7 protein-coding genes and 1 riboswitch are annotated in these 6,143 nt (G+C 66.0%); all 7 genes read left to right on the top strand.

All coding sequences use genetic code 11. The features are described from left to right. Positions 1-510: 510 nt before the first annotated feature. The 7 genes from QZX93_RS21160 (at position 511) to QZX93_RS21130 (ending at position 6,134) form a co-directional block, all read left to right on the top strand. Positions 511-1,068, top strand: a complete 558-nt coding sequence (locus QZX93_RS21160; RefSeq protein WP_295388004.1) for a zinc ribbon-containing protein — start codon at positions 511-513, stop codon at positions 1,066-1,068. A gap of 52 nt (positions 1,069-1,120) precedes the next feature. Next, a riboswitch (glycine riboswitch) is annotated at positions 1,121-1,212 on the top strand. Between the two features lie 207 nt (positions 1,213-1,419). Continuing rightward, entirely contained in the window at positions 1,420-2,511 is a 1,092-nt protein-coding gene (gcvT, locus tag QZX93_RS21155) for a glycine cleavage system aminomethyltransferase GcvT (RefSeq protein WP_295388002.1), read from the top strand. 312 nt (positions 2,512-2,823) lie between these two features. Beyond that, positions 2,824-3,216: a glycine cleavage system protein GcvH gene (gene gcvH, locus QZX93_RS21150; RefSeq protein ID WP_295388000.1), complete on the top strand. Its 393-nt coding sequence runs from the start codon at positions 2,824-2,826 to the stop codon at positions 3,214-3,216. A gap of 7 nt (positions 3,217-3,223) precedes the next feature. After that, positions 3,224-4,597, top strand: coding sequence for an aminomethyl-transferring glycine dehydrogenase subunit GcvPA (gcvPA, locus tag QZX93_RS21145; RefSeq protein WP_295387998.1), 1,374 nt, complete (start codon positions 3,224-3,226; stop codon positions 4,595-4,597). A gap of 139 nt (positions 4,598-4,736) precedes the next feature. Beyond that, entirely contained in the window at positions 4,737-5,237 is a 501-nt protein-coding gene (tpx, locus tag QZX93_RS21140) for a thiol peroxidase (RefSeq protein ID WP_295387996.1), read from the top strand. 79 nt (positions 5,238-5,316) lie between these two features. Then, positions 5,317-5,733 carry a toll/interleukin-1 receptor domain-containing protein gene (locus QZX93_RS21135; protein WP_295387994.1) on the top strand — a complete coding sequence of 139 codons (417 nt, stop codon included), beginning with the start codon at positions 5,317-5,319 and terminating at the stop codon, positions 5,731-5,733. Further along, positions 5,730-6,134: a toll/interleukin-1 receptor domain-containing protein gene (locus QZX93_RS21130; RefSeq protein ID WP_295387992.1), complete on the top strand. Its 405-nt coding sequence runs from the start codon at positions 5,730-5,732 to the stop codon at positions 6,132-6,134. Before QZX93_RS21135 ends, QZX93_RS21130 begins: the two co-directional genes overlap by 4 nt. Positions 6,135-6,143: the final 9 nt, after the last annotated feature.

Genomic DNA, 6,143 nt, shown 5'->3' with positions numbered 1-6,143 from the left:
CGCAGGGCGCCTGGGTCGGTTTACCGTGCGGTCTACAACGAGCCATTCCGGGGTACGAAGCAGTGCTGGCTGGTCACGTTAGCCGTCGGGATCAACTCGCCAAAAGCTGGATCGACCTTAGCCGGTGGCGGTTCCCGACCTAATCCAAGGAAGATCAGTGGTTCCTGCACGCCGGACCGGCTAACGGCCATGGAAGGGGGGCCTGCCACCCCTGACCATGAAAGTCTTTCAGGCTAACGGGGCGCTCCTGCGCCCGCTCGTGGTTTTCGCGTGAAACCTACTTCACAGACATCGGCTTACGGCGACTTTCACGGTAAGCCTCGACCGGTTGCAGACGGACCGCCGTCGGCGCAACGCTGGCCAAGGCCTTCGCCGGCGCCAACGCCAGGGCCAGCGCGAGCTTCCACCCGCCCTTTGCCGGTTGCCAATTCCATGGGTTCAGGCACACTTGACCAGGAGCGCGCCCGCTGGGGCGCCGCGACCGATTCACCCGCCAGACGGAGCCACCCGATGACCGATCCGGACAAGAACCAAGCAGGCGAGACACCAGCCGATAAACTGGTGGATGCCTATGAGGAACTCCTCAAGCGCACCCGCGAGACCCTGGCGACCGCGACCGAGGAGACGACGCCGCGCTTCCGGGAGCTGCTGGAAAAGGCGCGGGACAACATGGTGGAACTGGGCGAACTGAGCCGGGAGGAGGCCAACAAGGTCTCCGACTATCTGCGCCGGGACGTGGAGGACGCGGCGAGCTACATCGCCGAGACCGGCCAGGACATCCACGACTGGTGGCGCTTCGACCTGCAACTGATCGAACAGCGGATGCTGGACATGTTCAGCCTGGTCGCGGACCAGACCAGCCTGCAGCTGGCCCAGTTTGCGGAGACGGCCCGCCGGCTGACCCTCTATCAGGCCGGCGAGATCACGGGGCCGGGGACGCTGGTGTGCGACCGCTGCGGGGCCAAGACCCACTTCGTCAAGACCGGGCGCATCCCGCCCTGCGCCGACTGCGGCGGGACCGCGTTCAAGCGCCAGGAGCAAGCCACAAACCGCAAGACGGGGACCTGAATGCCCCCGGACTGGAAATCCGCCCGTGGCGCTCGTATAGTCGCGCCTCGCGTCATGCCCCGTGGGAGAGACCGGCCGTCTGGCCGGCGCCGAAGGCGCAACACCGCCCGGAATCGCTCAGGCATCAGGGACCACGGGGCTTAAGACCGACTCTGGAGAGCGGCTGCCGTCTACCTTAGAGACGGCAACCCACCGACGGGGCAGCCGGCCAGGCCACGCGCCTGGCCCGCAAACTCTCAGGTCCAGGACAGAGGGGCGATGCCAGGGCACGCTGCCGTAAGCGGCACGCCTTCAATACCCTATTGTTTGGACCACTGCCGGCACCAACCCGGCCGGAGCGAGGAGAGTCGAATGGGATTGCGTACCCCCCTGTTTGCGGAGCACGAGCGCCTCGGCGCCCGCATCGTCCCCTTCGGCGGCTGGGACATGCCGCTGCACTATGGCTCCCAGTTAGAGGAGCATCACGCGGTACGCCGCCACGCTGGCGTCTTCGACGTTTCGCACATGCAACCGGTGGATCTGGCGGGTCCCGGCGCCCGCGATTTTCTGCGCTATCTGCTCGCCAATGACGTGGCCAAGCTCAAGGTCCCGGGCAAGGCACTGTATTCCTGCATGTTGAACGACGAGGGCGGGGTGGTGGACGACCTGATCGTCTATTACCGCGGCCCCAACCGCTATCGGATCGTCGTCAATGCCGGCACCGCCGATAAGGACCTCGACTGGATGCACGCCCGCGCCACGGGCCTTGACGTACAGATCGACCGCCGCCGGGATCTCGCCATGATCGCGGTGCAGGGGCCGCAGGCCGTGGCGCTGACCGCCCCCCTGCTGCCCGCCGACTGCCGTGAGGCGGCGGCTGCACTCAAGCCATTCTTTGCCGCCGACGGTGAGCGCTGGTTCGTCGGCCGCACCGGTTACACCGGCGAGGACGGTTTCGAGGTCATGCTCCCGGCCGCGGAGGCCCCCGGGCTCTGGCAGGGGTTGATCGCCGCCGGCGCGCAGCCATGCGGCCTGGGCGCCCGGGACACCCTGCGGCTGGAGGCGGGCATGAACCTCTACGGCCAGGACATGGACGAGGGCGTCGGCCCGCTGGAGTCCGGGCTTGGCTGGACCATCGCCTGGGAGCCGGCAGACCGTGCCTTCGTCGGCCGTGAGGCCTTGGCCGCCGTGCGCGACAACCCGGCCCACCGGGTCTTCGTCGGCCTGCTGCTGACCGGCCGCGGCGTGTTGCGCGGACATCAGAAGGTGCTGGTCGACGGCCGCGAGGTGGGTGAGATCACCTCCGGCGGCTTCGCCCCGACCCTGGAGCGCTCCATCGCGCTTGCCCGCGTGGCGCCCGGCATCGGCGCCGGCTGCGCGGTCGACATCCGCGGCAAGCCGGTCGCGGCACAGGTGGTCAAGACCACCTTTGTGCGCAACGGCAAGCCCATGCTGGATTTTTGACCGGGCCTCGGCGCCGCGTATCAGCATGAAGGAAAGTCCGTCCGGACTGATGGTAATGGGACAGGATTAACAGGATTCTTCAGGATTAACAGGACAAAAGGTCGCTATGGGACCACCCTCGATCATTGTCCAAATCTTGTGAATCCTGCGAAATTCTGTTAGCCCGGTCCATTTTTCCGCGGACCTGTGAGAGGCTGGATACTTGGCGTGGCTCGCCCGCAACCACTTAATATCGGTATCGTCCGCCTGGGCGATGCCATTGCGTCTAAACATAGCGATCGGCCGCACCGCCGGCCCCACCGGGAGAAGACCATGAGCGCAGTCCCTGCTGACCTCCGATACACCGCGAGCCACGAATGGGTGATGGACAACGGCGACGGCACCGTCACCGTCGGCATCACCGACCACGCCCAAGAGGCCCTGGGCGACATCGTCTTCGTCGAGACGCCGGAGGCCGGGACCGAGGTGGAGGCGGGCGATGCCTGCGCCGTGGTCGAATCGGTGAAGGCCGCCTCCGACATCTACGCCCCCCTGAGCGGTGAGGTCGTGGAGGCCAACCCGGTCCTCGCCGACACCCCGGAGGCGATCAACGAGGACGCCTATGGCAAGGGCTGGATCTTCTCGCTGCGCCTCGCCGATCCGGGCGCCTTGAGCGGGCTGCTGGACGCGGCCGGCTATCAGGCCGTGGTCGACGCGGAGGCCTGACCCCGACATGCCCTTCGTACCCCACACGCAGGCGGATATCGCCGCCATGCTCGGCGTCATCGGCGTCAGCGCCATCGACGACCTGTTCGACGAGATCCCGGCGGCACTGCGCATCGGCGAGCTCGCCGCCATCCCCACGGGACTCGCGGAGATGGACATTGCGCGCCTGATGCAGGCACGCGCCCGCGCCGATGGCGAGCCGGTGTGCTTCATCGGCGCCGGGGCCTATGACCACCACATCCCGGCGGCGGTGTGGCAGATCGCCGCGCGCGGTGAGTTCTATACCGCCTACACCCCCTACCAGGCCGAGGCGAGCCAAGGCACACTGCAACTGCTCTACGAGTTCCAGTCGATGATGACGGCGCTGACCGCGCTGGATGTGTCGAACGCCTCGCTCTATGACGGGGCGTCGGCCCTGGCAGAGGCGGTGCTGATGGCGGTGCGCGCCAACCGCAAGGCCAAGTCCAACCGGGCGCTGGTGCCGCGCGCGCTGCACCCGGCCTACCGGCGGGTGTTGCGCGGGATCGTGGAGCCGCAGGGGATCGAGATCGTCGAGGCCCCCTTCGACCGGCGCGGCGGGCACACGCCGATTGAGTCGCTGGGCGCCGACTCCGAGGGCTTCGCGGCGGTGGTGATCAACCAGCCGAATTTCTTCGGGGTGATCGAGGAGGCGGATGAACTCACCGACGCGGCCCACGACCAGGGGGCGCTGGTCATCGGCGTGGTCAACCCCATCGCACTCGCCCTGCTCAAGCCACCGGGCGAGTGGGGGGCCGCGGGCGCGGACATCGCCTGCGGCGAGGCCCAACCCTTGGGCATCCCACTCTCCTCCGGCGGCCCCTATGCGGGCTTTCTGTGCTGCAAGCAGGACCTGGTCCGGCAGATGCCCGGGCGCATCATCGGGCGCACCCTGGACCTGGACGGCAAACCCGGCTTCACCCTCACGCTCCAGGCGCGCGAGCAGCACATCCGCCGCGGCAAGGCGACCTCCAATATCTGCACCAATCAGGGCCTGCTGGCCACCGCAGCCACCATCCACATGGCGATCCTGGGCGCCGAGGGGCTGGAGCGGGTCGGCGGCGCCTCGCATGCCAATACCCGGGCACTCAGCGCCGCGCTGTGCAAGACGCTGGGGGTGGAGCCGCTGTTCGATCGACCCTATTTCCACGAGCAGGCACTGCGCCTGCCGGCCCCCACCGCCGACGTGCTAAGGTCGCTCGCCGCTGATAATATCCTAGGCGGCTTCGACCTGGGCCTGGACTACCCGGAACTTGACCCGGCACTCTTGGTGTGTGCCACCGAGCTGCGCACCGCGGAAGAAATAGAGGGCTACGCGGCCAAGCTGGCTGAGATCGTTGCGGCTCAGGCAGTGTCGGTTTGACCCGTCACACCTGGTTTGCCTGAGCCAGCAAAGGGACCCAAAGGCACCGCGCGTCGGGTGACGGCGCGCTCAAGACCGATCCACAACTTCAGCATCGTACCGCGCACCTAACCCGACCCACCCACTGGAGAGAGAAAGAATGGCCAAGACCGCCCTGCAAGGTAACCCCGTCAGCCTGTACGGCGACCTGCCCGCCGTCGGCCACCCGGCCCCCGATTTCACCCTGGTCGCCAAGGATCTGAGCGACAAGACGCTCGCCGACTTCGCCGGCAAGAAGAAGCTCCTGAACATCGTCCCGAGCCTGGACACCCCGGTGTGCGCCACCTCGACCAAGAAGTTCAATGAGGCCATGGCCGGCAAGACCGACGCGGTCGCGCTAGTCATCTCCGCCGACCTGCCCTTCGCGATGGGCCGCTTCTGCGGCGCCGAGGGCATCGACAACGTGGTGAGCCTGTCCACGATGCGCTCACCCAGCTTCGCCCAGGACTACGGCGTGCTGATCACCGACGGACCGCTGGCCGGCATCACCGCCCGCGCCGTGATCGTACTGGATGCGCAGGACCAGGTGGTCTATACGCAGTTGGTCCCGGAGATCAGCCAGGAGCCGGATTACGAGGCGGCGTTGGCGGCGTTAGGCTGACACCAATACGCGGGGCCTGTGGATAAACTAGTCTCTCAGGTCCCGCGCCCGCTCATCGACTGAATCGAGGTCTGCATCTTTGAATCAGGTTGTTCGCCCCAAGGTATTCATTAGCCATTGTAGCGAAGACACCTGGGTTGCGTCTCAGATCGCGCGGGAGATCGGGGGTCGTGGGACCAGGGCTTTTCTCGACGAGGCCGATATGGACATCGGCGACTCAAACGAGGCGCTACGGGAAGCACTCGATGGCTCCGATGAGTTGCTGGTCCTCGTTACCCCCTGGGCTTTGGATAGACCTTGGGTCTGGGTCGAAATCGGCGGGGCGTGGCTGCGGCGCATTCCGATCATCGTCGTGCTGCACGGTCTGGGAAGACAGGAGTTTATGGCGCAACCAGCCACACCCGCCTTTCTCAAGACCCGGGATATCATCCGACTCAACGATATCGAACAATATTTTGAGCAGCTTCAGCGCCGCGCCACGGGGGGGCCGAAATGAGTGACGAAACCGGGGCCGATGTATTTCTCGCCTATTCCAGCAAGGACCGTGCGTGGGTCGAGCAATTCGTTTCCTCCCTCAAGGCATCCGGAGTCAATTCCTGGTTCGACATTGCCGATATACCGCTGGGAGAACCATGGGAGCAACGCTTGGAGGATGCCCTGCGCCACAGCCGTACGCTGGTGATTATCCTGACGCCGAACAGTATTCGGAACCGCTGGACACTCGTCGAGTTGGGGGCGGCGCTCGCGGATGGCAAACGCATTATTCCGGTAGTTGCAGAGGAACTGGATACTGGAGATACATTGCCATTCCTTCGCGGCTATCGCACGCTCCACGAGGCATCCCCGGCGAAGGCCGGAAAGCAGGTCGCCGAGGCGATCTTGGCCGCCGCAGCCTAAAACGATTAG

Source organism: uncultured Thiodictyon sp. (assembly GCF_903946935.1).
GTDB lineage: Bacteria > Pseudomonadota > Gammaproteobacteria > Chromatiales > Chromatiaceae > Thiodictyon.
The sequence above is the reverse complement of the archived record's forward strand: the minus strand, read 5'-3'. Positions and strand labels throughout refer to the sequence as shown.